Source organism: Coleofasciculus sp. A1-SPW-01 (genome assembly GCF_040217205.1).
In the GTDB taxonomy this organism is placed as follows: Bacteria; Cyanobacteriota; Cyanobacteriia; order Cyanobacteriales; family Coleofasciculaceae; genus Coleofasciculus; species Coleofasciculus chthonoplastes_A.
This window is the reverse complement of the sequence record NZ_JAVJNP010000094.1, coordinates 1-25408: the sequence shown is the minus strand read 5'-3', so window position 1 is coordinate 25408 and position 25408 is coordinate 1. Positions and strand designations below refer to the sequence as shown.

The 25408-nt window shown below is 45.5% G+C and carries 18 protein-coding genes, 3 pseudogenes and 1 CRISPR repeat array; of the genes and pseudogenes, 19 read left to right on the top strand and 2 right to left on the bottom strand.

Annotated elements, in window-relative coordinates; translation table 11 throughout:
- Positions 1 to 218 precede the first annotated feature (218 nt).
- Positions 219 to 1133 (top strand): annotated as a pseudogene (gene cas1, locus RH949_RS14550) (CRISPR-associated endonuclease Cas1); the annotation flags it as partial.
- Positions 1134 to 1334: 201 nt separating this feature from the next.
- Positions 1335 to 1803: direct repeats of the CRISPR family, unit length 35 nt; unit sequence CTTTAGACTTCTCTAGAAGTCGAATTAATGGAAAC.
- A 348-nt stretch (positions 1804 to 2151) separates the two neighbouring features.
- Here the strand turns inward: cas1 and RH949_RS14545 are convergent.
- Entirely contained in the window at positions 2152 to 3030 is an 879-nt protein-coding gene (locus RH949_RS14545; RefSeq protein ID WP_446354041.1) for a hypothetical protein, read from the bottom strand.
- A gap of 34 nt (positions 3031 to 3064) precedes the next feature.
- Between RH949_RS14545 and RH949_RS14540 the strand changes: the two genes are divergently transcribed.
- The 12 genes and pseudogenes from RH949_RS14540 (at position 3065) to RH949_RS14485 (ending at position 19960) form a co-directional block, all read left to right on the top strand.
- Complete coding sequence (locus RH949_RS14540) at positions 3065 to 3319, top strand: hypothetical protein (protein ID WP_446354039.1); 255 nt, start codon at positions 3065 to 3067, stop codon at positions 3317 to 3319.
- A 242-nt stretch (positions 3320 to 3561) separates the two neighbouring features.
- Positions 3562 to 4026 carry a hypothetical protein gene (locus RH949_RS14535; RefSeq protein WP_446354037.1) on the top strand — a complete coding sequence of 155 codons (465 nt, stop codon included), beginning with the start codon at positions 3562 to 3564 and terminating at the stop codon, positions 4024 to 4026.
- A gap of 874 nt (positions 4027 to 4900) precedes the next feature.
- On the top strand, positions 4901 to 6367 hold the full coding sequence (locus RH949_RS14530; protein WP_446354035.1) for a Cas10/Cmr2 second palm domain-containing protein: 1467 nt from the start codon (positions 4901 to 4903) through the stop codon (positions 6365 to 6367).
- 262 nt (positions 6368 to 6629) lie between these two features.
- Positions 6630 to 7607 carry a type III-B CRISPR module-associated Cmr3 family protein gene (locus tag RH949_RS14525; RefSeq protein WP_446354033.1) on the top strand — a complete coding sequence of 326 codons (978 nt, stop codon included), beginning with the start codon at positions 6630 to 6632 and terminating at the stop codon, positions 7605 to 7607.
- 19 nt (positions 7608 to 7626) lie between these two features.
- Positions 7627 to 8595 (top strand): RAMP superfamily CRISPR-associated protein, encoded by a 969-nt coding sequence (locus tag RH949_RS14520; protein WP_446354031.1) that lies wholly within the window; start codon positions 7627 to 7629, stop codon positions 8593 to 8595.
- Position 8596: 1 nt separating this feature from the next.
- Positions 8597 to 9025: a hypothetical protein gene (locus tag RH949_RS14515; protein ID WP_446354029.1), complete on the top strand. Its 429-nt coding sequence runs from the start codon at positions 8597 to 8599 to the stop codon at positions 9023 to 9025.
- A complete protein-coding gene (locus RH949_RS14510) occupies positions 9015 to 10808 on the top strand; it encodes a hypothetical protein (protein WP_446354027.1) in 1794 nt (597 codons plus the stop codon). Before RH949_RS14515 ends, RH949_RS14510 begins: the two co-directional genes overlap by 11 nt.
- 117 nt (positions 10809 to 10925) lie before the next feature.
- Positions 10926 to 12590 (top strand): hypothetical protein, encoded by a 1665-nt coding sequence (locus tag RH949_RS14505; protein ID WP_446354025.1) that lies wholly within the window; start codon positions 10926 to 10928, stop codon positions 12588 to 12590.
- Positions 12591 to 13669: 1079 nt separating this feature from the next.
- Positions 13670 to 14206: a hypothetical protein gene (locus RH949_RS14500; RefSeq protein WP_446354023.1), complete on the top strand. Its 537-nt coding sequence runs from the start codon at positions 13670 to 13672 to the stop codon at positions 14204 to 14206.
- 431 nt (positions 14207 to 14637) lie between these two features.
- A pseudogene (locus RH949_RS14495) lies at positions 14638 to 15315 on the top strand (Rpn family recombination-promoting nuclease/putative transposase); the annotation flags it as partial.
- Positions 15316 to 15739: 424 nt separating this feature from the next.
- Positions 15740 to 17878 carry an AAA family ATPase gene (locus tag RH949_RS14490; protein ID WP_446354021.1) on the top strand — a complete coding sequence of 713 codons (2139 nt, stop codon included), beginning with the start codon at positions 15740 to 15742 and terminating at the stop codon, positions 17876 to 17878.
- 237 nt (positions 17879 to 18115) lie between these two features.
- Positions 18116 to 19960, top strand: coding sequence for a HEAT repeat domain-containing protein (locus RH949_RS14485; protein WP_446354019.1), 1845 nt, complete (start codon positions 18116 to 18118; stop codon positions 19958 to 19960).
- A 497-nt stretch (positions 19961 to 20457) separates the two neighbouring features.
- On the opposite strand, the gene RH949_RS14480 is transcribed toward RH949_RS14485, so the two are convergent.
- The gene (locus RH949_RS14480) at positions 20458 to 20826 is read right to left on the bottom strand and encodes an A1S_2505 family phage non-structural protein (protein WP_446354017.1); all 369 of its coding nucleotides are present in this window, start codon (positions 20824 to 20826) and stop codon (positions 20458 to 20460) included.
- Positions 20827 to 21270: 444 nt separating this feature from the next.
- On the opposite strand from RH949_RS14480, the gene RH949_RS14475 reads away from it, so the two are divergent.
- The 6 genes and pseudogenes from RH949_RS14475 to RH949_RS14450 all read left to right on the top strand — a co-directional run.
- Complete coding sequence (locus tag RH949_RS14475; RefSeq protein ID WP_006102389.1) at positions 21271 to 22416, top strand: ParM/StbA family protein; 1146 nt, start codon at positions 21271 to 21273, stop codon at positions 22414 to 22416.
- Positions 22409 to 22801, top strand: a complete 393-nt coding sequence (locus tag RH949_RS14470; RefSeq protein ID WP_446354015.1) for a hypothetical protein — start codon at positions 22409 to 22411, stop codon at positions 22799 to 22801. Before RH949_RS14475 ends, RH949_RS14470 begins: the two co-directional genes overlap by 8 nt.
- A 61-nt stretch (positions 22802 to 22862) precedes the next feature.
- The gene (locus tag RH949_RS14465) at positions 22863 to 23615 is read left to right on the top strand and encodes a mobilization protein (protein ID WP_446354013.1); all 753 of its coding nucleotides are present in this window, start codon (positions 22863 to 22865) and stop codon (positions 23613 to 23615) included.
- A gap of 15 nt (positions 23616 to 23630) precedes the next feature.
- A complete protein-coding gene (locus RH949_RS14460; protein WP_052307505.1) occupies positions 23631 to 24335 on the top strand; it encodes a DUF6753 family protein in 705 nt (234 codons plus the stop codon).
- 79 nt (positions 24336 to 24414) lie between these two features.
- Complete coding sequence (locus RH949_RS14455; RefSeq protein WP_006102518.1) at positions 24415 to 25122, top strand: hypothetical protein; 708 nt, start codon at positions 24415 to 24417, stop codon at positions 25120 to 25122.
- A gap of 40 nt (positions 25123 to 25162) precedes the next feature.
- Positions 25163 to 25408: pseudogene (locus RH949_RS14450) on the top strand (RNA-guided endonuclease InsQ/TnpB family protein); the annotation flags it as partial.

Below are 25408 nucleotides of genomic sequence, written 5' to 3'. Positions count from 1 at the left end.
AGCCGGATATCTCTGGGAAAAATGAGGGAGTTAAAGACGAGTAAAACTTTTCGGTCATCGTCAAATTAATTCCTCTTAATTAAGTTAAAAATGAGTTTGCGTAAAAATTACGCAAACTCATTTTTTTGTCCAAAGTCCAAGGAGCTAATCCGAAAGCTAAAGATCAAAGATAAAAAGTCGCTCTCTTAAGGCGAGGCTTTAGACCCGTTATTTCCGGTAAGGTGCCGGTGAATCGGGTGAGTCATATTGTTTTGTTTGGGTGCTGTAATTTATCCCATGGGGCGGTGAGTTTGGCGTTGCGACGGCGGATTCCGGTGTTGTATTTGTCTCAGAAGGGGCGTTATTTTGGGCGGTTGCAAACGGAGGGAATGGCGAAGGTGGATTATTTGGTGCGTCAGGTGCAGTGTTCCCTTGACCCGGATTTTACGCGGGAGCAGGCAAAGTGTATTGTGTTGGGGAAGTTGCATAATTCACGCACGTTACTGCGACGGTTGAATCGTCGTCGCAAGCAAAAGGCGGTGATTCAGGCGATTGAGGATTTGGAAGGGTTGATGCAAAAGGTTCCTGGGGTGGAGTCGGTTGAGGTGCTGTTGGGATATGAGGGACAGGGGGCGCACGTTTATTTTCAGGGGTTGACACATTTGGTGCAAGAACCGTTTGTGTTTGAGAAGCGCACTCGTCGTCCGCCGACTGACCCAATTAATAGTATGCTGAGTTTGGGATATACGCTGCTGTTTCAGAATATCTATTCGTTGGTGCAGACGGTGGGGTTACACACACATTTTGGGAATTTGCACGTTCCCCGGCAGAATCATCCGGCGTTGGTGTCGGATTTAGTCGAAGAGTTTCGCGCCCCGATTGTGGATTCAACGGTGATGTATTTGGCGAATTCTCAGATATTTATTCCGGAGGATTTTACGCCACCGGATGAACGGGGAGGGGTGTATTTGTATCCTGATTCTTTGAGGAAGTTCCTGAAGCATTGGCAGGAACGGTTGCAAACACGGGTGACTCATGGTCACACGGGGTATAAGGTTAACTATCACCGTTGTCTGGAATTGCAGGTTTGGGAGTATGTGGCTTGTTTGATGGGGGAACAGGAGGTTTATCGACCGATGCCTTATAAGATGTGATGGGTTAGTTTGTAGGGGTCAGGCGATGGCTGAAAGCATTGTTTTTTCGTTGACCCCTACAAACCTGGCTCTGGTTAAGGGTTTGAGGCTTTGAGTGAAGGGAATTATTGAGAATGAGTTGCAGGTATTTGCCTCAGATCTTGACCCCTACAAAATTGGGGGTGTAGAATTGGCTCAGAGAGAGGCTCCCATCGGGTGGCTCTTTAGACTTCTCTAGAAGTCGAATTAATGGAAACGGGGGGTGTGTTGTACTGAAAATGGGCTTTATTGTCATTCTTTAGACTTCTTTAGAAGTCGAATTAATGGAAACCCGACACCAGAGATGGTAACGGATCCGATCCCAATACCCTTTAGACTTCTCTAGAAGTCGAATTAATGGAAACGACCAAGAACCTCCCCAGCAAAGGGGATCAAATCTTCTGCTTTAGACTTCTCTAGAAGTCGAATTAATGGAAACCCTCCTTTATATTCAGGCGAAAACCATGTAATGTAAACTTTAGACTTCTCTAGAAGTCGAATTAATGGAAACGTTTTCACGTAAATCTGTGCTCATACAACTGAGTCTTTAGACTTCTCTAGAAGTCGAATTAATGGAAACTGTTCTGCAGTTTGGCCGTCCCGCAAGATTACTGCTTCTTTAGACTTCTCTAGAAGTCGAATTAATGGAAACGATTGGAACCAGAAAGGGCGACCCGATCAAATTAAGTGGACTGGTGTTGTGAATTGGTGCAAGCGGGTCGCCCCTACACAGATTTAACAGGTTTTTGCCCAAATTAATCGATGCAATTTGCCCCGATTACGGAAAAGAAACCGTAGGGGCGCTTTTGCCTTGCGCCCCCATATAAGTAAGTATCTCATCCTTATGAGAAATGCTATAGAAAATAGACATCTCCAAGAAAGAATCTGAAAGCCTTACGCTGTCTAGGTAAAAATCTCATTTCTGGAGATGTCTAATGACTTGTCCTAAAACCTAAAATTAGTGGTATTATTTGCGCCTGAGTTCAGGCTGAACATCCTATCAGAGTCCCCGTTCCCGCAGAATTCGACTTTTCACGTCATTGGTTAATCGTTCATCCTGCAAAATTTCATTCAGCAAGGGTGCATTTTTTCCCTGGTCATGTACAATGGCGATGGCAATGGCATAAAGATTCGCTGCTGGTAATACTCGCCCATTTATTACCAAATCCTCTCGGACAATTTGCGTCAGCAATTCGGAGTTATACTTGGCTAACTTGGTCAAAATTCCAGTAATGATTAATCGGTCAACTTTTTGACCAATATCCGTTGCTCGTAACAGCGCTCTGGTACAATCCCTGATGGGGAGAACTAGACGAGAATCCTCTAAATTGAGCATCTGATTTAGGGTGATGAATGCCGCTTTCGTTGTCATATCCAGGGTGGCTTTATGATTCTGTTCCACTAACCTCTGGGTTAATTTAAATGTGGCTTGGGCTAATTCCTGGGAAATCGAATGATGATGCCAAAGACAACAGTTGACCAGTTCATATAAAAGCTGTAAGACTTCCGGCGCTTTATCCTCAGCTAAGGCGTTAAAAAGGGTTTCAATTTCTGTTTCACTCACCTGTAAACCCCCATTCATCGCCGCAATTAATGCCTTCAATGCATTCTGACGCACACCCGTAATTGGAGATTGAACACAGATTGGTGCTATCTGAGAAGCCGCTTGAATCTGGGAGGCAAAATCCAGAACAACCCAGGATGCAGATTGGGCAACATCTCGTGATTTATCCAGACAGAGATTCAGCAGGGGAGTCATGGCGGCGTGAGAACCTTTTTCTATCTGAGAACGATAGAGTTTCACTAACGCTACTCGTGATTCTTTTGATTGAATGGTTTGCTGGAGATAGGGTTCTAGGGATGGGGGAATTCTATTCAATGTCTTCAGGTGATGAATTCTGGGGATAAATAAAATGATGATTTCTGACCGAGTTTCTTTGGCATTAGCGGGAATGGCGGCACGGGTTGTTACTCCCAAGAGTCCAGTTTTTCCTGATGAGTCAAAGGCTGAGTTTCAAATTGGCGATCGCGTGATGGGGAAACCTCTATTTAATAGTAGCCCAGATTGGGGTGTGGTTAGGGTGGCGGATACGGCTTGGGAAGAGGATTTACAACCGTTAGAGGTAGAGGGAACACAACTGTTAGATAGTCAGCTAAAGCTGACTTGAGGTTTTAGCCTTGGGTTTAAACCCAAGGCGGTTGGTGAGACTGATGCTATCGTCGTCCGATGCCGAATTATTTGCGAAATTTGGCGCTAATGAATTTTGATATGGCTTTGATTGTTTGACTCAATTACGTTAGGAAACGTGCGATCGCCAGGATGTTCTGAACTTGATGAAACCCAGGGTTAGAGGGGGGATTGGGGTGAGAGTGCGATCGCACGGTGTCTGTGATTGGGGATGGATTGGTCATGAAACATGGTGACTGGTTACGCCTTCGCATTGAGGGGGAGAAAATTTGTGCTGTTCTCCGACAGAAGGGTTATGACTGTCAAAAACAAGGGCGTCGTTTGTCGTGGTGGGTGAGTCAATCGGGTAGCTATTGTTATCGTTTGACTTATTTACCTGCACCTGTAGAGGAATGGCGTTTGCTTCCTGATAATACTCATCCTTCTAGGAAACGACTTCTGTCAATTCTTAAGCGGATTTTGGAGAGTATGAGAGGAGAAAGCATGATAGGATTGGCGGAGGATCAGGTATGTTTATCGTCAGGAGAGGATGATTCGCACCCTTGGACAATTGTCCGTTTATTACCTGATGCGAGGTGCTGTACGGTAGCCCGATTCTGTAACCGTCAGGATGCGGATGATCAGGTGAGATTTTTGCAGCGCTATGTACCAGGGGCAAAGTTTGAGGTGGTGTTCGATCCACAGTAATCGGGTAGGGGTCAGGCGATGGCTGAAAGCGTTGTTTTTTCGTTGACCCCTACAAACCTGGCTCTGGGTAAGGGTTTGAGGCTTTGAGTGAAGTGAATTATTGAGAATGAGTTGCAAGTATTCGCCTCAGATCTTGACCCCTACAAAATTGGGGGTGTAGAATTGGCTCAGAGAGAGGCTCCCATCGGGTGGCTCTTTAGACTTCTCTAGAAGTCGAATTAATGGAAACAACACATCTCCCGGAGAAGCAAGCGCAAATTCCGTAGCTTTAGACTTCTCTAGAAGTCGAATTAATGGAAACGATTTGATATAGAGCAGAGTCTACATTCATAACCAGCTTTAGACTTCCCTAGAAGTCGAATTAATGGAAACGATGTGAACGAGAGAGGGCGACCCGATCAAATTGAGTGGACAGGTGTTGTTACTTGATGCAAGCGGGTCGCCCCTACAGAGATTCCACAGGGTTTTGCCCAAATTAATCGGCGAAATCTGCCCAACAAATACATAAAAGAGACCGTAGGGGCGCACCGACGTGCGCCCTATTGCTGACCTGCGTCCAAAACGCTTGCAAATCAAAAGCGATCGCACAACTGAAAAAGCGCGATCGCATCAAAACATCGCTCTATACCTCTCTAGGTAAACCTTCTGTTATGTGGTCTTTTTGGAAATGAGACATAAGGATTTTCGTCTGTGTCACCCCATCTGGTGAGGCACGTTCGTCATTCGCATCACCAGGATTGACACTGGATTACCAGGGGTTAAACTGATAGCATGATAGCTAGTCAGGAAAGGAGGGGAAACTTGATATCCAGTCTCTAAACGGCATAGGGAACCATTGTGATCAAAATTGTCCCCTGTCATCCCCTAAGAAATCATGTCTATTTACATCGCCATTACCTTTTCGCCCGTTCAAAGTTTTATCGAAAAATCTCGGAAACTCCGAGACTTATTTGGTGCATCATTAATTTTGTCTCACTTGAGCCGTCGCTTAATTGATATTTTAATTCCTGATGATCAAAATAAAAATGATTTAGTGATTTCTCCCGGCTTACCGACTGTGGAAAAAGGATTGCCAAACCGGATCTTACTTAAAGATGTTTTCCCCCCAGAAACTAGCGATTCAGAGATTGACAATCAGATTAAAACTGCCTTAATCACAGCTTGGGGAATCATTCTGGACATCTGTAAAGACTGGATACAGACAAACTTATCTGAATTTGCTCCCTATCACTGGGATAAAGAATGGCGAAAATGGCAAAAATGTACTTGGGAAATTTTTTGGGGGCAAGGGGATTCAATTCCCATAGCGATGCAGCAACTAGAACAGCGTAAACTGCGTCGGAACTGGACAGGAATTAACTGGATTGGCGAGAGTTCAAGCCTTACGGGAACCGATGCGATCGCGTGGCAGGGATTGGGGGCTGAGGATAGAAATGCTCAGTTTATTAATTATAGTCGAGAAGACCGCGAAATTCAGGCTTTTTATCAGGAGTTGGCTTGGATATTAGATGGCAAAAAAACTCAGGATAAACGTCAAACTGAAGGTAAATATATTGCTCCGAATGAACGACTCAATATTCCCGAACTCGTTAAACGCTTAGTCACCTTGCCTGAATTGGCAACGTCCATTCAGATGGAAACATTGGATAGCGGCTTCCAAGATATTGACCGCAAACCCACTCAAACAACACCGGGACAATGGACGGGTTGGTTTATGGGCGATGGGGATAAAGTGGGGGATAAATTGGTAGAAATTGCTGATCAACAAGGAGAATCGGGGATTAAAGCCTTTACCAAAGCTTTGCGGAAATGGGGTAAGGAGTTTGAGGCTAAATTTCCCAAGGATAAAGGTAGAGTAATTTATGCAGGTGGAGATGACTTTTTAGGGATTCTTTATAGTCCTGATTCCGCCCATCCGATTCCCCCCTTAACCGCCTTAGAGTGGTTAATTAGCCTACCCGAACAATGGCAACAACATCAGCGAGACATTACCCTAAGTGTCGGCTTTGTTTGGGTCGCTGGGAGTGTCCCCCAACGAGATGTACTACAACATTGTCGGGAGGCGGAGACACAGGCAAAACGCTTAGGGCGAAATCGGGTAACCATTCGGGTGGTTTTTAACAGTGGGCAGTATGTGCAATGGACTTGTCCTTGGCACTATTTGGAGATACTCAAACAATACCGCGATCGCGATGATAAAACCTACTCAAATTGGCAACAATCCGGACAACAATCAGAACAAGAACCCAACTGGAATCATGTTTATAATGACCTGCTACAACTCAAATCCCGCCATGCTTTTGGCTTAGTTGGCTGGTATTTTTTACGCAACGGAGAATAACCCATGATGTATCTCATTTATTGGCGCATCTGTAGGGGCAGGTTTTACCATTATTCCTTCTCCTTAACCCAGATAGAAATAAACCCGCCCCGACTCTTTAACCAATGACATAAACAGAGGACGAAATAATCGCCGTTAAAATCCTAATCCCCCTGTCAAAATGAGAGAAGTAACCTTTCTGTGAAATCAGTGTATAAATAAGCTTTGCCTCCCGACCAAAATCTGGACAACAAATCCGTGAAATCAGTGTTTTGACAAATCCATGTTCAACTATTTAATTATAATCAAACCCTTAGGATTAATGTATGGCAGTGCTGGGGCATTTCTTTCACCAGAAAACCTCGTCGGACGTTCCGGGGCTAAATTTCCCCCAGAAGCCGCCACCCTATCCGGACTTTATTTTAGTGCCAATTATGATAACCCCAAGATTAAACAAGACTTAAAAGAAAACCTCTTTGTCGCCGGACCCTTTTGGGCAAAAGACAAAGAGGAACAACAGTTTTATGTTCCCCTTCCCCGACATCGAATTCTCTCTAAAAAAGGCGTTGATGAATGGTATCTGAATAACCAGGGAGAATGGCAACGTCAAACTACTGACATCGAACCCGATTACACCTGGCAAACCATCACCTCTTGGCAAAGTCCGCTGAAAATCATTCAAAGTCAAGACGCCGAAGAATCTCCCTGGGACTATATCCCTATCCTCCATCCTCGGATGAAAAAAACAGAACGTCATACCTTATCCCAAGATGGCTTATTTCTGGAAAATGCCGTGCAACTTCCCGAAGACATTTGCCTCGTTTATTTGTCCACTCATGAAATAGAACCGGGTTGGTATCGCTTCGGCGGTGAGAATCATCTGGTTGAGATTAAAACAGCATCCATTAAATCTAAAAAAATCATCAATCTTTTCCAGCAACCGATTCAAAACGCCCTCGCCTTAATTACACCTGGAGTCTGGGGGTCTACCCGCTATTCCTATCGCTATCCCCAACACCCAAACTTTCCTAAACCCGTACACCTATTAACCGATAAAGCCATCCCCTATCGGTACAGCGCTGGTGGGAAATTAGGGCGCGGACGCTATGCCGTTCCTCCCGGAACTATTTATTATTTTGACCAGCCTTTAAATCAATCTTGGTGGGAGTGGCAAGAGGAATGGTTTCCTAATGAAGGCTATAGTTTAAAACACCTGGGGTGTGGCTTGGCATTACCCGTAGAAATTAAATCAGTTAGCTAATAATCGATGGAACAAAACCATGCACAACACTAAACAAGCTTACGGTATCATTGAAACCCTCGCCCCCTTGCACGTCGGTGCAACGGCTGGTGAAGAAAGCGGGAATTTGAACCTAATTTTCCGTGACTCTTTTACCCAAACCGGAATAATTCCCGGTAGTTCAATTCGCGGTCGATTGCGAACAATGATGCGTCAGATTGAACTCCTGGAACAGGCTGAAACCTTAAAAAATCAAGCCCAAACAGATTCCGAGAATGCCGAAACCTTAAAAAATCAAGCCCAATCCTTACAAGACCAAGCCGTAGCCGAGGAGAATTATTGGTATGGTCATGAAGCAGACTCCCGCCAAACCGATGCCACAACGGAATCTCGGATTAAAATTGAACAAGCCTCCATTGTTTGGCTACCCGTCTTTTGTCCCGGTCAACCTATTGTCTGGGTGAGTTGTCCCAGTTTACTGAAGCGATATCGTCGGATTGTGGGTCAATTAGTTCCCACTTTGCAGGATATCTCAATTCCTAAACCCTATACAGCAGCAAAAGGATTAAACGCACCCAAATCCCAGCATAAAAAAGACAAAGGCAAAAAAGTTCTCTTCTTCAACCTGGGCTTTTTAACCCTAGACCACGAAGTCGATTTATCTCCCTGGTTTCCCCCGAATTTATATTGTTGGTCTGACCGCGATGAATCCTCGATTCCCGCCGTGGTGGTTGATGATAAGGATATCGGAATGATTCACGACATGGCATTATACCGTCAGAGTCGTGTGGCATTAGAAAAGACCGAGAAAAAAGCGAGCCAAGGGGCATTTTTCAATACCGAAGCCCTACCCGAAGGCACAATTTTAGTCTTTCCCATTGCGATTAAACCCACACCCAAACCCTGGACACCCTTTAACACCGATTCCCTATCCGGTGACATTTATTTAGGTGGATTAGAATCCATTGGTTTTGGACATTGCCAACTCACAATTCATCAGGAGGACTAATATGGCTTGGAATTCCTATAATTTAGACCGAGTAGCACAACGTTTGGTTCTCGATTACCGGGATAAGGATGTTCTCAACGAATCCCATAAAATGCGCGTCACTGTCGCCTACGGATTAGAACGATTTTGGGGGGAACATCTGCGCCTAATCAATAAACCGAAAACCCGCATTGCTGGGGAATATTGGCGAGATACCTGGAACGCCTTTGTCAAACTGATGAAAAAGGCGGGGATTAATGTTCCCAACGAAGATGTGAGTCAGGGGAAAACCGCAGACATTGAAAAGATGGTGACTCAACTCTGGGATAAAGACCAATTTCCGATTGAACACCAACGCATTGCCCTGACGGTACTTACCCAACTCTGTGACAGTTTAGTCTGGTGGACTCAACGCTATAAAAAACCCTCTAAAGATACCGATGAATCATAACAATGTACCGATGATGTTTCGCGCCCCCGTGAAAAATCGCTGTCAGTTGCAACGAGTAATAAAAAATGCATCCTGTCAAGATTCCCATCGCTGGGTGGAGGAGTGGAAGCAGGTGTTTCCGGAATCGAGTTTGCCCCAACCGGAACCGCCCTTACCCCGGAAATCTGCCCCAGGGAAACGTCCCCGCGTCACCCCAAAAGCCTTGGCGCGTCCCACAAAACCCAAACCTGTTTCATCGCCAACCGCCGCCCCCGCCTCGATTCCAGACTTTGGTACGGGTGTGCAAACGCGGGATTATACTGTTTCCTGGCGCTTAGTTTCTAATAGTGGACAAGAGGAAGGGTTTATTCGCCCGATTATTGGCGGTAAAGGGTTTCCCTATTATTCGGGTGCAAGTATGAAGGGGGCATTTTTGCGCCAATGTTCTCCCGCTGAAGGGTTACGCTATTGTGGGGGAAAACTCTCAGACTCTGAAACTCAACCGGGTATTTTACGCTTTCATGGTGCCTATCCGGTGGATATGAATTGGACAAAACGGTTGGTGGATATTGTCCATTCCCAACAGGAAAAACAGGTGATAGCTGATGAAACCACGAATGCTAATGCCCAGATATCGTTGTATCAAGTCACCTTACGATTTGGGATTTCTAGTACCCAAGTCTTAGAAGAGTCCCAATGGCAGCAGATTTGGCAACGCTGGGAACAGGCGTTAGCCCAAGGAATTGGCGGTAGAGTTAGTGCGGGTTATGGTCAGTTTCACCCGGTTACGTCACAGCCGCCTCTGTTACAAGTGATGTTAAAAGGACAAGGCGTCGCCTCAACCTTAATTCGCGAACATCAGCAGCGATTAGCAGAATTTCGTCCCAATAGTTTCAAAGCCGCCCTCCGGGGTCATACGTTGCGGTTATTGAGTGGGTTAACGGATGCAGAGACGGCTAAGGAATTTACCCAAAGGCTTTGGGGCGGATTTGGCAAGGGGAATGGTTCTATTGTCGGGGGATTGCAGGTGCAGGTTCAGGTGGCGGCGGGTGAGTTGGAGTTACAGCGGCGTGATTATCAACCGAATAACTCTAAGGCTTCGATACCGTTGTACCATCTCAAAAGCGGTTGCTTAGGCATTTCGGCGATGTCGGGCAATTTATCGACGAGTCAAGCCCAACAATTCACCCAGATAGCGGCGGCGTTGGTCAAGTTTGCCCTGTTGTTGGGGGGATTGGGTAAGTCTTGGCGTCGGGTTGACCATTACTTATTTTATCCGGAGTATTTGCAGAATTCTAAAAAGCCGGCGATGGGTTGTCATTGGGAGTATTTGGAACCCGCGATTGATTATTGTCAAACGGTGAATCAGTTAACGGATATTGGGGCGGGGATTGATCAGATTCGCCAGGTGATGAGAGAGTGGATACCGCCAGAAAAACGCTTACCCTCGGATGAATTAAGTCCTTCGGTTCAACAGTGGCGCGAACCTTGGCATCGGCAAAGGGTGCAAGTCTGGGGACGCTGGGCGAGGGATGGCAAGAGTCAGGCAATTGATTGGTTTCATGGGGCGTATCAGGGGGAGAATTCGATTAAGAATCCTCACCGTTTAACGGGGAGTATGGGGACAACGGGACGGATTTGGCATCGGATGTATCCGAATTATGTCAGGGATGATTCCGGGGAGGTTAGGGTGGGGCGGGGATATGTTGAGTTATTGACGATTTTTCCCCCACAGAAATGTCCTGATACAGACCGATTTCTGCGATTTTTGCGCCGGGATACGGAGTTTGAACAGGTTTGGTAAAAGTCAGTCCAGCGGTTTGTAGAGACGTTGCATGCAACGTCTCTACAACAGGGATTATTGGGGAGATTATTTTAATTCAGCCGAAATTAACCTAATGTTGCGACGGGAGTGGATAGTATGACGATTTGGATAATTACGATGGGTAATCGGGATGTTCAACTCAAGAGTAATAAGAATTGGGAGTCGCTGTATGAAGAGGTTCGCTTTGATGAACCGATTTCAGATTGTGATAAATTTTGGTGTTGTGATGAGTTTGAAGACAAAGAAACAAAGCGATTTCTGATTCCCGCGAGAGTGTTGGGTTTAGCATACAGACGGCATCCCGACAATTATCAGGATTTAGCGTTTCCGATACTGGATTCATTTCACGACTATTTTAAGAAAAAACTCGGCGCGTTTCCAGATAAAATTGTGGTGCTGTTAACTGACCAATCGGCGATTATGGCATCTCAGGTCGATAATAAATATTCTCCCTATTGGCAAGATACCGTCGAACTGAAACCGATAATCGAGTCTTATTTTCGTCAAAAATTCCAGATAAATCCCCAGTTTTGGACGTTAACCCCTGAATCAGGACGAGGACTCGACCATTGGGATAAAACCCTGGGTTTAGTGGAAACGACGCTGTACGCTAAACAAGCTGAATTAGAGATGCAAGGAGATGAATTGGTGTATATCAGCCATCAAGCCGGAACGCCTGCTATCTCGTCTGCGGTACAATTTGTTAGTCTGGGGCTGTTTCCTAGGGTGGAGTTTCTGGTCAGTTATCAGTATTATGATGATGAGGAATGTCTCCAGTCCCAAGCTGAGATGATTGCTAGTTCTCGGTATTGGCGAGGAATGCAAGTTCAAAAAGCCAAGCAGTTGGTCAAGGATGGGTTACCGGGTGCGGCGTTGACTTTATATCAAGGGATTTCTGAAACAGTAAGAGATAGGGATATCGAGAAGAAACTGGATGATTTAGTCAAAGGGTTTAATCTGGAAAAAACCTGTGACAATCGCCAAGATGAGTTTGAGGTAGAGGCGGCGATTCAACGAGTGGTTAATGCCTTAGATTTGGTTGAACTGTTTTTCGCTAAGGGTAATTATCTCCAAGGGTTGACGCTATTAGCCGCCGCCCAGGAAACGTTTTTGAAAGGGGCGATTAAACATGAACTTGAGGCTAAAACAGTTAATTTGCAGGTCAAGGGGGTAAATAAACGGTTATCTGCCCCGGAGTTAATTGTCTGGAATGATGCCGGATTAGGTTTTATTAGAAATCCGCAGGATAAAAAATACCGAGACAATGAGCTAAAACGGCGTTTACAGGTTGATTTGAAGCAACCGATTTTTGATGAAAAACTGGAGACATTAAAACAACTTAATTTCCCGGTTTACAATAATGATATAAAATCTGTTTTTTGGTTCTATGATAAGAAAAACAAAAAGGACTGTTTTCAATTCCATAAAATCGGTAGTAATACAGGAATGTATTATTGGTTGTGTAACCTGCGACCCGATTTAAAAACGTGGAAATTATTAACCTGGATTGCCCAATATGAACGGGAACGGGAGGCTGATTTACGGAACCAACTGATGCACAATTTATTAGGGGTAGAACCCCAAGAGGTGATTGGCTATTTATTGGGGAATCAGAGGGATAACCGCTACACCGATGTGATCAGCACTTATCAGCAAGAGGTTAAAACCCCCTTTATCCGAGAAATTAAGCGATTGAATCTTCCCTTTGAGGAAAGAGGTTTGTCGGAAGAATTACAGCATATTGTAGATAGTATGCATTAAGGGAACCAATTTTAAACGATAGGATATCTAATTGGGTTTGATTATTTCTGTTTTCGGGTAAGGGCAAAAACATTGTAGAGACGTTCCATGGAACGTCTCTACATTAATTACTGGAGATTTAGTAGGGTGGGTATTGCCCACCTTTGCATTAATCTTTAGCATCACTAGCGCAATGTGCATCTCGACGTTTCCATTAATTCAGCTTCCCAACAGAGTGGGAAACTCCGGAGTTTGAAACCCCCTACAGGTATGCATTCTAGCAGAGATTTTGACGGCTGAAAATTTTAGGTTCATTTCAGCCCCGCTTATTGAAAATAATTCGTAATTACCAACAAGCTCTAAACGCTGAAACGCTCTCACAGCAGAGGTTTCAGGACTTTTGACGGGAGTCCCGGTTTTTCGCCCCCGCTTCCAGCCGTCAAATTTTGCTCTAGACTCATACCCCATTCTCATCAAAGCCGTAACCTGTTGGGGGTAGCGACACAGCTTTTCGTGAACCATCTCTGCCATCATATCATTCCCTCAACCCTCACCTGACATTTCACGGGAAACAGGACTTACGCCGCGATCCCCATATAATGACAACGGTGCGTTACGCTACGCTAACACACGATGGCGGACTGACCCAGCTAAAATAGGACGTTGTTTGTAGTGAGAACTTTAGTTCTCTAACGCCTAGCTGTAGAGGGCTAAAGCCCTCACTACGTACCCAATCTATTGCACCATTTTAGCTGAGTCACGCCACTACGAATAGAGGTTTTGCGTAAGTCTTGGGGAAATCTAGAACCTGAGTCGGGGCGGGTTTAGTCACATCTCTTGTGCAACCGAAAAGATAATCGTGAAACCCGCCCCTACAAACCATGTCCTAAAACAACGTGAAGCGTCAAAACTTACCTCCCTTCGTTGCACCATATACCGTGAAACAGTCAGTACAAATGACGTAGCTTGGTTCTTGTCGGAAGCGAGTATAACAAATGACAAATGACGAATGACAAAGGACAATTAGTCATTCGCATCAAATCCTAGCACCGCATCACCTTATCCCATTAGAGTAAAGAAGTCGAGACGGAGATGAACCAATGTTAGACGCTTCCCAATTCCCAACTCTATCAGGATTCAACAGTCTCCTTCCAGGATTTAACCTATCGCTACAAACCGAAGAACCCTTAAGCCAAAGAGTTCCATCCTTAACCTCCTTACCGTTACCCTCTTCTCATCCATCCCCCTTACCCATTGAAGAACTTTTATCAGCGTTCTCAGCAAATGTTTGGTTCCTTGACCATAGTATCGGAATCTTAATTCCCACAACCATTGACATCGATATTCCCTGTGATACATCAGCCTACGTGGAACAAGCCAAAACCTTAATGGCTGACTTATTCGAGGGAATCAGTTGGGTGGAACAATCGGGAATGTATAAAAGTGCTGTGGCGGGAATGGTGAGTGAAAAGAGTTATGTGATTAAGTCGTTTATGACGCGACAAGCGTTAGTCGAACAGTTGCCAACGGTTTTAAAGTTTGTTGGCTATTTGCAGCAGGAATTACGCCAGGAAACCATGGCGTTAGAGATGGATGGAAAAATGATATTATTACAGATGGCACCGTCTTACCCGTAGGGTGGGTTAGGCGGTGATTCAATTGAAAACGTTACCGCCAAATTAGACATCCGCCGTAACCCACCAATAAAAAAGTGAGCCATTGGTGTAAAAAAGCGAGTCATTGGTACGTTACGCTGCGCTAACACACGATGGCGGCGTAACCCTCCTAAAATAGGGCTTTGTTTGTAGTGAGAACTTTAGTTCTGGCTCCGTCTAGCTAGATAGGGCTAAAGCCCTCACTACGAACCCAATCTATTGTACCAAATTAGCTGGTTCACACCCTACTGAGTCGGGGCGGGTTTAGTTGAGTTAGTGGTTTGAACCGGAGCGTTATTGGTAAAACCCGCCCCTACAAATCATCTGCTTGAGCGAAGGATCACAGTTACCCACTCAAGGTATAATTGAAAAATAATCATTTTTTAGACTGAAACAATTGAGGAGTTATGAAGATGGAATTCATTAGCCCCAAGACTGATTTTGCATTCAAGAAAATCTTTGGCTCTACAGATAGCAAAGATATCCTGATTAGCTTGTTAAATGCCTTGATTTATAATACCAATCCAGTTATTCAGGATTTAGAAATCATTGACCCCTATCATCCTGGAGATGGGGTTGACCGAAAAGATAGCTATCTGGATGTCAAAGTTGTGCTGGATAACGGCTCAACGGTTTTAATTGAGATGCAGAGACTCAAAGGGGCGTCCTTTGAAAAGCGGGTGATTTATAATCTGATGGCAACTTATGCCAATCAATTAAACGATGGGGAAGGATATTCGTACCTTAAACCTGCGATTACTTTAACGATTACGGATTTTCCTCTGTTTGACCAAACTCAGCACTTCCTGACGCGCTTTGGCTTGAAGGAACAACAAGAGTTGTTCGATTATGTTGATCCGGAAATCGAATTAATTGTTGTTGAATTACCCAAGTTCACGAAAACGCTGGATGAATTAGACAGTTTAACGGATAAATGGATTTATTTTATTAAAGAGGCTGCCAATCTGGACGTGATTCCCCCTGCGTTTCGGCAGGTTCCTGAACTGGATAAAGCGATGAATATGGCTAACCAAGCGAATTTAACTGTAGAGGAAGTGGAAGAATTGCGTCAGCGAGAATTATTTCTGGAAGCGCAACAGTGATTTATTGTTTGGAGTTTAGATTTCTCTGGAAGTCGAATTAATGGAAATGATTAACATAATAGGACACGGCAATGCCATGTCCCTACCCAAAATTAGGAATAATTGATTCTGTAGGGACACGATACTATCGTGTCCTGATCTAATTTATTCGGACTGAATGCTATATATCCTGAGTTGATATCCGGACGCGATCGCACGGCTAAAATTGTGGAATAGATTTTACTGTTAAAATGGGTGCCTGCTGTTGAAATCGGGCGCACGCCATGCACTCCTAACTTGTCACCAGAAACCCTTCAGTCACACAATTAGTCATTCGCATAAAATCATAGACAGCGTATCTCATCCCCCTCTAGGATAGAGTCGTTTATCAGTTATCAGTGAACAGTTATCAGTGACAAATGACAAATGACAAATGACAAAGGACGAAGGACTAATTTGTCACGTTTTAATTGGTTGTCCCGCCAGTGGTAAATCAACCCTGGCTGGGGAATTGGCAAAACTGGGAAACTACAAAATAGTCTCCACCGATGCAATCCGCCAAACCCTCTACGGTGACGCCACGATTCAGGGGGAATGGTTGGAAATTGAACAATACCTCTTACAGCAAATCCAAGACGCGATCGCATCCGGTCAACCGATCATTTATGATGCTACTAATGCCAAACGTTTCTGGCGGATGTCGCTGTTGATGCAATTGCACAGATGTAGCCCATCTTCCCCTACATCGGAAATGGGGTTTGGAAACCAAACCCCTACAATTCCCTCATCTCCCCTGTGGATAGGATGGCACCTGAAAACCCCTCTGTCTACTTGTCTGCGCTGGAATAAACAGCGATCGCGTCAGGTTCCGGATTCGGTGATAAAATGCTTATACCAGTCCCTGCATCAATTTCCTCCCCTAGCGGCTGAGGGATTTGCGGCGGTTTATCCGGTGACACCTGTTAAGGGTAAATTCGATATCGGACAAATCCAAACCAAACTTCAACGCCTCAGACGCAGCCAAGTAAATCGCACCAACCGCACCCAACATGGACAAATTCAGTTACACCGCTACTCTCGGCTGTTGGATTTTGACCGCTTGCTGCATTTAATCTCCCTGATTCTGGCATATCCGGGGATCGGGAATTTACAACAAATTGCGCCTCAGTGTCTGGAAAGCCTATTGGGAACCGTTCCTGACTTTTCCACCTCTGTGGAGGAAATCTGTGCGGTGATGGCGAAATGTAAGGGTTCAATCTATGCCATACCCGATGCGATCGCGGATGATTTACACTGGTTAACGGAGAATGGATTGATCGGATATCCAATTGGCGATCGCCCGATTCAAGTCGAACCACTACCAGGGACAATTAGCGCTACTCATCCCTATTCTGATTGTGAACCCTTCCAGCGACTTCTGGCAACGATTCGGTTTATTTTACACCATCCCTTTTTAGAGAATACCTGTGGTGGAAATTTACCTACATTAGTTGAGGCGTTGAAAACTGAAGGAATACTTGTGGGTGATGCGGTGGATACGGTTCGCAAAGATATCGAAAAAATCCTGAAACCCTATAAACTACTCCCGAATACTCCCATGCGACAGGGTTACTTTTTAGGTACCGCCTTGCTATGGCGTCATGAACTTAAACAGGTGTTTGCGGTTCTGCAATCTCAAGCCCAGAGTTTTGATGATCCGGTAGCCTTAGAAACCTATGAACTATTCCGCGATCGCATAACCTCCAGTAAGCTAGATATCACCGAAGTGTATCCAGTCCGGGCAATAGCTCATCAGTCTATGGTAGATATCGACAGTTTACCGCCATCTGCCCTAGCCCGCAACTTAGACCAACTCGAAGACGCGATCGCATCAGGTAAACTATTAGAATTAAATCGACATCGGGGTGGGGGAAGATTTCCGGGAGATCACGAGGGATTTTTTACCGCCTGGTGTCTGCAAATCGTCTTTTATAACCATGCTTGGTACGTAGCCTTTGAACAAGAACAAAAGGGAAAAGGCGGGAATTTATTTCGGTTTGAACGATTAGATCGCCTGTTTATCGGTCAACCCCAAACTATCACGCGATCGCGACAAGCCCAAGTGCGATCGTTAAACAAGCTAAACCGCCTCCATGAAGCCAGTGCGGGTTTATTTCTGGGGAATAGTGTTAAAGATCAACAACAATTTCTTAGTCCGAAAAAAACAGAACGGGCGGCGGTGGAAATCCGGGTCGAACTCTGGTTTAATGATAGTATATTTCCCTTTATTTGTGAAGGGACAAAACGCTATCCACCGGGACAGATGAAGATGTCACCGCCGTTAGGGAATAAACCGACTAGCCGTCGATTAAAATCAATTTTTTCCCTATCTCCCAGCCCTGATCCAGAGTTTCCCCATCGCTTTCAAGTCACTTTCCCCAAATGGTCACTTGAGGATGTAGACTTATGGCGTTGGGTGGCTGGATTTGGTGGGAACGTCAAAGTAGTGCAACCCCAACCCTTGATTGACAAAATTCAGGACATCGGCGCGGGAATTTGTCGGCTGTATCCTCAGTCAGAGGGGGACAGTTAACCTGAAGTTCTCTTGTGAAAAATTGCTACACCGTATGCCTATCTTGTCTGGGTTTAGAGCGATTTGGCTCTTGGTTTTATGGGTTATAGCACTACGCACACAGGTTAGGACAAAAGAAGAAAAATTTAAATCGCTCAACACCGAGCGAAGCCGGTTCCCGTTCAATTTAACAAACTGTCTGCGAAAATATATAGTTATCTGCTACTTGCATGACAAAATTATAAGTTGAGCAATACTATGAGTTCTCGAATAGGCGTGGCTTTGAGCCTGGTAACAATTATGAGTTTCTTGGCTGACCCGATCCGAGTTGCAGCTCAAGAGGAGAAGTTTAGCTCGTCTCCAGCCGTGATAGCAAAGCGGGGAGAAGGGGAGAATGCTAAACCAATCATTGTTGCCGAGTTAGTTGAACAACTGCGTACCGCCGATATTGGCAAACGTCGGGAAATTATTCAACAACTTAGTGATACCCAACAAGATATTGTTCCAGCATTGCTCAGAGCGATGGACGACCCCGATCCTCTGGTCAAAAGTGGTGTAGCAGAAGCATTAGGCAATCTCACTGATGATGCTGCACCAGCAGTTCCTAGATTGATTGAGATGATGAATGATGGACGTCGGGCGATCGTACCCATGCCATCAAGTCCTCGATATCCCAGTCAAAGTATTCCTGTTACTCCCGCTCCTATTCGTCTTCCTGCTCGTCGCCCTTCTGCTCGTTCTCTTCGTGTTCTTCCTGCTCGTCCTCTTCTTTTTCCTCCTCTTGCTTCTCCTCCTCCTCGTCTTACTACAACAACAGAGGAGGAGACGGATAACGAACGACGCCTTCCACCTACCCCGCCTGGAAACCCCGAAAACCGACTGCGGATTACAGCCATCATCGCGCTCGGAAAAATTGGTTTGCCAGCAAGATCATTAGCGACACCTCCCTTAACCGAAGCCTTGCAAGACCCTGATCCGTGGGTTAAGCTGAATGCAACATGGGCGCTCTCCCAAATCGGAGCTTCTGTCCCCCTCCTATCTCATTGGTTAGAAGCTTTACAGCATTCTGATCCTAACCTGCGTCACAGTGCAGCAACAGTTTTTGAAGATTCAGGATCACTGCTACCTAAAGTCTTGGGAGCGGAAGCGGATAATAACACGGCGAGGTCTTTAGTTACTGTACTTAATGATGGCGATTCCCTGGTTCGCAGTGTTGCCCACAAAGCATTAAGCTTGTTGGGGACAGATGCATTACCCGGCTTAATCGAAGCGTTGAAAGCACCAGAGCCAATTGTTCGCTTGCAAGCAGCAGAACTGTTGGGAAATCTGGGAGAATCAGCACAGTCGGCGGTTCCTGACCTGTTGCCACTACTGAGGGATACAGGGCGTTACGTGCCACCCTCCTCGAATGGATTATTTTTCCCTCCACCACCCCGTTTGTCTATTAGATTTCCACGCAGTCCGCAAGAAATTTCGGTTCCGACTAACCCTCAAGAATTGGTGCGAGTCAATGCCGCTATTGCCTTGGGCAAGTTGGGCGATCGCAGTGCCATTCCTGCTTTGATTACTGCTGTTGGGGATAATAATCCTTGGATGCAGCTTGCCAGTGGGTGGGCATTACTCAAGTTTGGAGAAATTCAAGGTTTGCCAGTAGTCGGGCGATTGGTGCAGCACCCGGAACCATTGATTCAACGAGAGGCACTGTCTCAGTTACGGGGTTATGGAGATCAGGGATTCCCTTATCTCGTACCCTACTACGCAGCGCGATTAGACTCTACCAATGATAACGATCGCAATAACGCAATTATTCGGCTGGGAAAGTTTGGAGTAGCTTCGTTGGATGTAGTACCAAAACTCCGCGCTTTATTAGTCAGCAATAAAAAGGACTCGCCGGGGTATGCTGCGACAATTCTGGGAGAAATTGCGCGGGATACAGCTATTGCTTGGCAGAATGGTAATCTTAGCGAAGACCAACGCCAACAAGCGATCAGCGAATTTACCCAAGTTCTTTCTATCATGCAGGCTCCTAATGCTCGGTTTAACCGTGAACCCATTGATCGTGTCCGCACTGGACTGGCGACGCTCCGAGGGGTGCAGTTTTGAGCGACTCAAGTATTTTTGCTGCGCTGCACTAGCAAGTGTTTTTCATAGAAAATATACAGTGGAGCGTAACAAAACCTATAGAGGCGCGATCGCTAACTCCAAGTAATACCTTTCCCCTTCAGGGTTTGGAATCCAAATGTGGGAACAAACACTTGGCTTGCTCCTACGGCGGAGGCTACCTGTTCCTCAATCTAGCACCAAAGCCGAGCGTTGCTCTCTCAGGAAGAGTGTGAGGGTTATTTGAGGAAAATTCGTCGAAATCGTGAACAACCAACGGGTATTATTTTGCCGTATAAGTTAGCAGATTCACTTATAATAGCCTGAAATAATGTGGATTTTCCCTCACTAATCCCTCAATTATCCCTCATCTTGGGATGTATCAAAATGAATTTTTTGACTTAAATGCGGCGTCTTGGAAGATTTAGGTGGGGAACGGTGCGCTCTTTTTTAACGCTCTAAAAAAATAGCCCAACAGATATACTCTGTCGGGCAATAGTTCAGACGGAACCTTGCTGCTTGAAATAGTCTCTCCAACAAGGAGCTAGTAAGATATTGGGTGGGATTTCCGGCTCCAGTTCCAGCCAAAGGGAGGCAATAGCTTCTGTGGAATAGCCGGCTTTACCGCAGCCTATTGCCGTACAGAGCAACCGACGGTCAAGATGTTGGTTAGCCCAAGTTACCAACTCCTCAATCTGGACACGAATAACGGATAGTGGAGTTGATTGCTTTCGCCGCCAGTCAGTCTTGGTTTCGATAGCATAGCTTGCCCCAGCATGACCCTCTTGGTAGCCCCTTGGTCTACCATAGATAGCCCATTTGCCGATAACTTCTTCTCCAGGTTGCCATGGTTGCCGTCGGTTAACCAACTCAAGGTGATACTCTTGTCCAAAGGCTTGAAGTGCAGCGCCAGCGCCATGTATGCCTTTCCCGTTTGAACCAAAGACAAAGACATCACCCTCTGAGGTAGGGCGATAGCCTCAATGAAAACCCTCTTTGGGAAGAACTTGACTGAATCTTCCTCAAGTAGCTGTAGAGAGTTATCCTTCACAAGATAGAGAGAACATCAACCTCAATTCGTTGATTTTTCGTGAATGAAATTCATCCATTTGATAGAGAGAGATGATGAAATTGGCTTGGAGATAAGGTTAAACTGAGCGCTATGTCTGAGGGGTTATGGTAGTCTATTGGGATTCTTTGCTAGGAATAACAATAGCCTTGAGGAGAACTTGAGGAAAATCCAATGAAGTCTTTTCAAGGTTTTTACAATTCCCATTGAGTGAAATTACTGTTGAATAGAAAGGAGCTTCGTTATGGGTCGAAAGCCAAAACCCCCGGATTTGTTTCTGGTCTTGGATTTTGGTGGCTCTCTCACCAAAGTGATTTATATGGGCAAAAATGGAGAGCCTACTGTGTTATGTATGGAGCCAGAAGTAATTGGTGTACCTGCCGCATCCGTTGATGCCTACGAGCGACTAAGCCTAGACATGGGAGAAGCTTTACCACAAGATAGGGCTTGGGTTAAAGTTGACGAAAGCTATTATGCTGTAGGTTATCTAGCCGCAAAGCGGTTCCATGGGAATGCGGGGTTGTCTCAACTTAAGTACGAGCGAGCCTATCCCAAAACATTGGCAGCCGTTTGGGTGGCAGCAACATCTCTGGGCTTAGGAAATCGGTTTAAAGTGGCACTCGCGGCGCTACTGCCACCGGGGGAATACGAGAATGCTAGTCGATTGGAAGCGATGATTGCTTCGGGTCTAGAGCGGTTTGAGACGCCGGATGGAACGTTGAGGGTAAAGCTAACGCACTTTGATTGTAAGCCCGAAGGTGCAGGAATCTATTTGATGCGGACGCAATCGGAGGGAATGGCTCTAAAACGCAAGACTTGTGCAGTAGTGATGCTGGGCTACCGGAACGCCAGTGTGCTGGTTTCAGAACGGGGACAAGTTGGCAAGCGTGTGACCTCTTCTTTTGGATTTGTGCGGTTGGTGGAGATGGTAGATAGCCGCACATCGGGTCTGGATACGGGAAGGTTAGCACGAGCGATCGCCCTTGGTGGAGAACAACCCTCACCGAAGCTATTGCAACCTCTGTTGCAGTCGGTAACCCGTGAGGGACGCAAAGAGGAAATGGCGGCGCTGACTAATGCAATTGTTGAATGTCGTCCAGAGTATGCCCTGGCGCTGCGAAGCTGGTTGCGGGAAGTACTGCCACGAGATCTGGATGAGGTGATTTTATCAGGAGGGACAGCCGATTATCTCAAACGGGACTTGGAAGAGCATTTTGCCGGGGTGGATGTGATCTGGCATGGTGTAGAGCTGCCTCCCAACCTACGGGATGCAGAACTGGGTAATCGAATTAGCGATGCCTATGGAATGTACCTTTATTTCCAAAGCATTGTTGGTCAGTCTTTAGTCGAATCTTTGCGTGAGTCAACGGAGGTAGCCACAAGTGCGTAAAAGACGGGATATTTTGTTCCGGTTCCAGCCGATGGCAGATACGCCGGATAGTGTTGTTCTTGATTATCTCAAAAGTGGAGTGTCTCCAAATGAGTTGGTGCTAAGGGCGATTAGAGCCTATTGGTTACCATTTGCTTATCAAGCAACTGGTGTGAAAAATCAGGCAGAACTTGCCGCCGCTGCGCAAGAGGCTATTTTCTGTTTGGAGGGACAAGTTGAACAGTTACGGCAGGCGTTTGGGCTTAAGCCAGAGGAGTTAGTTTCTTATCAGCAAGAAGTCGTTTCCTCTCGGGCAGTTCGGAGAGGTTTATCAAAACCATCAGATGGAGCGTGGGGTGCTTTTTCTCAGGCAGCTTCTCTTGAGTTTGATGCAAGTGGCTTGTAAGCAAAAATAGAAAGTATCTAAACGCATGAACTTCTGATAATCATTCATTTGAGAGGTAAAAATGGCACAAATTCACTTTATTGATGGCGAAAAAGGAGGAGTTGGCAAATCATTATTTTGTCGGGTATTACTCCAGTATTGTTTGGATAAAGAGTTAGACTTCCAGTTTGTCGAATCAGATAGAACCAATCCCGATGTGGGAGCTTTTTATCCGGATAACTGCCATCAAGTCTTTTTTAGCGAACAGGAAAAGAAGTCTTTTGAAGTCGATTTGATTTTCAACTTATCATTGAAGAAACCTGTTTTTGTGAATCTTCCCGCCCAGGTCTATCCGATGGTGACCGATTGGATTAAGGGAAATAGCTTGATTGATTCAGAAATTGCCCAGGAATACAACATTCAAATTTATAAGTGGTTCTTGTGTACGGGCGGTCATGATAGTATTAAGCTTTTCCTGGAAACTTTACAGGAGTTTAAGGGAAAGATTTGCCATGTCTTTGTTAAGAATATGGGGCTATGCGATGACTGGGAGCATTTGAAGTTGTATGACGAGTTGAAGCAACTTCAGAAGAAATACTCAGTCCTGGAAGTAGAGTTTCCCAAACTGAGTTCAATGGAACGCAATTTGATTGACCAAAAACAATTAACGTTTGCTGATGCTATTCGGAAGGACAGCCAGCATTTGCCCATTTTATCCAAGCAGCGGGTGGTTAATTTCATGAAAGAGGCTTATAACGCTATTGAGAAAACAGGTCTAGTGACTGTAGAGGCATTTGAAGACCACTCGGTTATTGAAAAAGACCAAGTAGCTTGAGGGAGGGAATGATTGGTGGCACGTTCAGAGCTGGCAGAGGAGTTTTTTGAGGAAGGGGAAGGTTCTCATCAAAGCAAGACACTTTTAGATCAGCTGATTGAGGGTCAGTCTGAAGAATTCAAACGCAAGGTTTTTGAGTTGGTTGCCCGCACGGGTTACACAAACTACAGCGACCCGTTGTTTGTGATTCTCTTGGCAACGGGTTCCCTTCAGGTGCTGCTTAACGAAAAGCCAGCCGAGTTAGATACTATGTTTAAGCGGTGGGCGGCAAAGGTTGTCGGCGCGTTGGAGTTGTGTGAGGGGCAGATTGTACGGCGACAGGAGGCGGCGATTTCCGAGGCGGCGGCTAGTTTGATTCGTCAAGCTCACAGGCAGGAACTGACTTCGTTTTGGCAAAGAATTGTTCCGGGTTCGGTGGCGGCGGCGGTGGTGCTGGCAGTGGGATTTGTGGGGGGAATGACGGTTCCCTCGTTTTTGAAGGGTGGATATGTTGCTGGAGAACGTCTGACCGCTGATGATGCAGCGCTGTTGCGTTGGGCGAAATCTCAGGAAGGAAGACAGGCGCGTGACTTGTATGAATGGAATCAGGATTATTTACCCGTTTGCCAACAAGATGTGAAAAATCTGGGTGTAACGTTGTCGTTGGGGGGAAGAAAGGTGAGTTCAGGATTCTGTGCGTTGTGGGTTGAACCTGTTTCCAAACGAAAATTTGAGTCATGAATACCAACAATAAACGTCTCAATTATGACTGATGACGTTGAGGCGTTTATTGGCTTACAATACATAAAGTTGCCAAACCATGAGTTATCCTGTTATTTTATATCCTCAGTTGATTTCAAGGTTTCGACAAAAATACTCACCTCCTCATGAAGAGGATTGCTGTCGGTCTGAACAGCTACGCGATTATCTTTTTCAGTTAACAGGTCTGCTAGCTGGACGAGTTAGACAGCCTGATGGGATAAGTGATGCACCTCTGGGGGCTAGCGAAACCACATTTGGAGCGGTTTTGAGACAATATTTTGGCGAACGCATTCACACTCAACTAAGGTTTCCTATTCCCAACCAGGATGCTTTCTACAGTGTTGACTTTGCCCTAATGTTTCCTGAACTTGGACTATGTTGGGACATCGAGGTAGATGAGCCGTTTAGCTTTCAAAATAACCGTGCGACTCATTCAATAGATGACTGGCGTGATCGCTATCGCAATACGTTTTTTCTGAAAGGGAATTGGATGGTCATACGTTTTGCTGAAGAGCAAGTCGTTCGCTATCCAAAAAGCTGCTGCAAGGAGTTAGCTGATGAAATCGCGTCTTTGACGGGACTTCATCGCTATCAGAAATTGTTGAAAAACGTGCCAATGCTACAGCCTATCAAACAGTGGACGGTTCAGAGTGCCAAGCGAATGAACAAACACAATTATCGGTCGCGATACTTGAAATTAATTGCGGCATTCCCCGACTTCAACGACAGTAAGTCGGGGAAGGATAGCAGACAAACTAGGAATTAAATAGTCCGCAGTTGTTAAATTTTTATGGTAAAATCTAGGCATGAAAACACGTAGAGTGACCTATAGAATTTACCCAAACAAGGCTCAATTTGACCAGCTTCATTGGGCGAGAAAAATGCACTGCGATCTCTATAACGCGGCAATGGCTAACCGAAGGACGCAGTACAAGCGCTTTGGTCATTCCGTTAATTATCTTGAGCAGCAAAACTGTTTGCCTGAGTTTAAGAAAGTTTGGATTGAGTATGCCGAATTAGGTTCTCATACGTTACAAGCTACATTAAAGCGG

What these genes read in the sequence shown, in the direction of transcription:
- RH949_RS14540 (WP_446354039.1), top strand. Translation starts at nt 3,065, where the DNA reads ATGATGATTTCTGACCGAGTTTCTTTGGCATTAGCGGGAATGGCGGCA.
- RH949_RS14535 (WP_446354037.1), top strand. Translation starts at nt 3,562, where the DNA reads ATGAAACATGGTGACTGGTTACGCCTTCGCATTGAGGGGGAGAAAATT.
- RH949_RS14530 (WP_446354035.1), top strand. Translation starts at nt 4,901, where the DNA reads ATGTCTATTTACATCGCCATTACCTTTTCGCCCGTTCAAAGTTTTATC.
- RH949_RS14525 (WP_446354033.1), top strand. Translation starts at nt 6,630, where the DNA reads ATGTTCAACTATTTAATTATAATCAAACCCTTAGGATTAATGTATGGC.
- RH949_RS14520 (WP_446354031.1), top strand. Translation starts at nt 7,627, where the DNA reads ATGCACAACACTAAACAAGCTTACGGTATCATTGAAACCCTCGCCCCC.
- RH949_RS14515 (WP_446354029.1), top strand. Translation starts at nt 8,597, where the DNA reads ATGGCTTGGAATTCCTATAATTTAGACCGAGTAGCACAACGTTTGGTT.
- RH949_RS14510 (WP_446354027.1), top strand. Translation starts at nt 9,015, where the DNA reads ATGAATCATAACAATGTACCGATGATGTTTCGCGCCCCCGTGAAAAAT.
- RH949_RS14505 (WP_446354025.1), top strand. Translation starts at nt 10,926, where the DNA reads ATGACGATTTGGATAATTACGATGGGTAATCGGGATGTTCAACTCAAG.
- RH949_RS14500 (WP_446354023.1), top strand. Translation starts at nt 13,670, where the DNA reads ATGTTAGACGCTTCCCAATTCCCAACTCTATCAGGATTCAACAGTCTC.
- RH949_RS14490 (WP_446354021.1), top strand. Translation starts at nt 15,740, where the DNA reads ATGACAAAGGACGAAGGACTAATTTGTCACGTTTTAATTGGTTGTCCC.
- RH949_RS14485 (WP_446354019.1), top strand. Translation starts at nt 18,116, where the DNA reads ATGAGTTCTCGAATAGGCGTGGCTTTGAGCCTGGTAACAATTATGAGT.
- RH949_RS14475 (WP_006102389.1), top strand. Translation starts at nt 21,271, where the DNA reads ATGGGTCGAAAGCCAAAACCCCCGGATTTGTTTCTGGTCTTGGATTTT.
- RH949_RS14465 (WP_446354013.1), top strand. Translation starts at nt 22,863, where the DNA reads ATGGCACAAATTCACTTTATTGATGGCGAAAAAGGAGGAGTTGGCAAA.
- RH949_RS14455 (WP_006102518.1), top strand. Translation starts at nt 24,415, where the DNA reads ATGAGTTATCCTGTTATTTTATATCCTCAGTTGATTTCAAGGTTTCGA.